This window comes from Yinghuangia sp. YIM S09857 (assembly GCF_051388915.1).
In the GTDB taxonomy this organism is placed as follows: Bacteria; Actinomycetota; Actinomycetes; order Streptomycetales; family Streptomycetaceae; genus Yinghuangia.
The window spans coordinates 3,687-5,973 of the sequence record NZ_JBPKBH010000049.1 but is presented as its reverse complement, the minus strand read 5'-3'; the positions used below and the strand labels follow the sequence as shown (position 1 = coordinate 5,973).

Sequence of the window (2,287 nt, the reverse complement as noted above, 5' to 3'; positions counted from 1 at the left end):
GCGCCGACGACGGCCGTCCGGCCCGTCCAGCGGTCCACGCCGACCGACCACGGCGAGTAGCTCTTGCCGTCAGGCTGGTTCGTCGGGATGCCGAGGGAGTAGGCGTAGTCGCCGATGACACGCAGGCCGTAGCCGTTCTCGCGGTCCACGGTCACGCCGACGGCCGCGATGCCGCCGGGAGCTGCCGCCGCGCCGTACATCGGCCCCGCGGCCTCAGGCACGTCGATCCGCGTCCACGACGTGCCGTTCCAGTGCATGACGAGCGCGTGGCCGCTGTCCGTCTCGTCCAGGACGCTGCGTCCGGTCGCCCACACGTCATCGGGGGCCTTGGCGACCACGCCGTGGAACTCGCCGTAGAGGCCGCCGAACGCAGGAGTCGGCATCACGGACCACGAGGACCCGTCGTAGTGCAGCACGAGCGGCCTGTCGTCCGCGCCCAAGCCGTTGCCGACCGCCCACACGTCGTTCGGACCGGACGCGCTGATCGCGTTCAACGACCACGCGGCGTACGGCATCGGCAACGGCACGCGTGTCCACCGCTGCCCGTCCCAGTGCGTGATCAGCCCTTCGCTGTGCGACTCGACGTGCGTGGGACCGCCGTCCGGGTCGGGGGTCACACTGTCCTGGATCTGAAGCCATCCGGCCGCCCACACGTCGGTGGGACCGACCGCCGCCACGCTGAGCAGGCCGCCGTGTATGGAGTTCGGCGCCGTCGGGGCCTCCACGGCGGTCCACGAACTCCCGTCCCAGTGCTGGGTCATGATGCCGGCGCCGAGGTCCCTGCCCTTCTGGTCGCCGACGAGCCACGCGTCCTTCGCCGAGGTCGAGGTGATGGCGTTGACCCGACCGGTCTCGCCGGGCGCGGTGGGCACCTCGGTCCACGGACCGCCGCCGAGGTCGCTCTTCGCGTAGACCACGGGCGTGAACTTGAGGCCCTTGCCCTCTTGGACGAGCCGGAAGCCCGCGGTCCAGGTGGTGAACGGGTCGGGCTTGGTGACGCCGGTCAAGCTGGCGGCCCCGGCGGGGAACGTGCCGGCGGTCCAGCGGGTTGCGCCCGTGTCGGCGGCCTCCTCCGCCGTGGCCGGTACCGCACCGCCGACCGCGAGGGCGGACGCCACCGCGGTCGTGGCCAAAAGCGTGTGCAGGCGACGGCCTTGGCGTACACGGGGTATTGCAGTCATACGGTCCTGCTCCAGACTCGGGGTGATCACCCCGTCGCCCCCAAGACGCCGCGGCCCCGCTCACCCGTTACAAACACCGGCTCGAACTCGAAGCCCGGGCCGCGCCCTTCGGCGCGGCCCGGATCGCCATCCGATTGACCCCGTGGGACGTGGAGACGCTGGTCGTGTTCGGCTGGCACCCGTTGCGCGGCCTTGGCGGGCGCATGCACGGATTGCCGATCGACTGGGCGGTCAACCTCCGCAACCGCGCCATGCTCGTGAGGCTCGCGCGCGCGTGGCCGAGAACGCACCGCCGTCCGCGTCCCGTCCTCCCGCCCTCCCGTCCTCCCGCCGCGCGACGGTGTCCGTCAAAGCGAACGAAACCCAACTCCCCGGTGTGGTTCGGCTCCCCCCAAGCACCCCGTCGACACCACGCAGAGCGGGTGCGGGGTGTGAGGGCGTACGCGCGGGGTACCGGGGAGCGGTCGGCAGCGGCAGCGCGGCGCCGACAACCGGGCACGTCGCAGTGAGGACGCGTAATGAAGCAGACGCAGCAGACCGTCGTGGTGACCGGGGCGAGCGCGGGCATCGGCCGGGCGACGGTGCGCATGTTCGCCCGGCGGGGTGCGCGCGTGGCCCTTCTCGCCCGCGGCAGCGCGGGCCTCGATGCGGCGGCCGCCGAGGTGCGGGAAGCGGGCGGCCGGGCACTGCCCCTCATCACCGACATGGCGAACCGCGATCAGGTCGAGCAGGCAGCCGAGCGCACGGAAGAGGAGTTCGGCCCGATCGACGTCTGGGTCAACAACGCCTTCAGCTCCGCGTTCGGGAGGTTCACCGATCTGTCCCCGGCCGAGTTCGACAAGACCACGCAGTCGACTTACCTGGGCTACGTGCACGGCACCCGGGAGGCGCTGGAGCGCATGGTGCCGCGCGACCACGGGGTCATCGTGCAGGTGGGTTCCGCTCTGGCGTACCGCGGCATCCCACTTCAGAGCGCCTACTGCGGGGCCAAGCACGCGATCAAGGGTTTCACGGAGTCGGTACGGTGCGAGCTCCTGCACGACAAGTCGCACGTTCGGATCACGATGGTGCAGATGCCTGCCGTGAACACGCCGCAGTTCGGGTGG

At 71.4% G+C, this 2,287-nt stretch carries 1 protein-coding gene and 1 pseudogene; one reads left to right on the top strand and one right to left on the bottom strand.

Annotation, left to right across the window (positions count from 1 at the left end; genetic code table 11):
* Window positions 1-1,181, bottom strand: a pseudogene (locus ACRX5S_RS40945) (hypothetical protein); the annotation flags it as partial.
* Between the two features lie 518 nt (window positions 1,182-1,699).
* Between ACRX5S_RS40945 and ACRX5S_RS40940 the strand changes: the two are divergent.
* On the top strand, window positions 1,700-2,287 hold a 588-nt coding region (locus ACRX5S_RS40940), incomplete at its 3' end, for an SDR family oxidoreductase (RefSeq protein WP_436778382.1).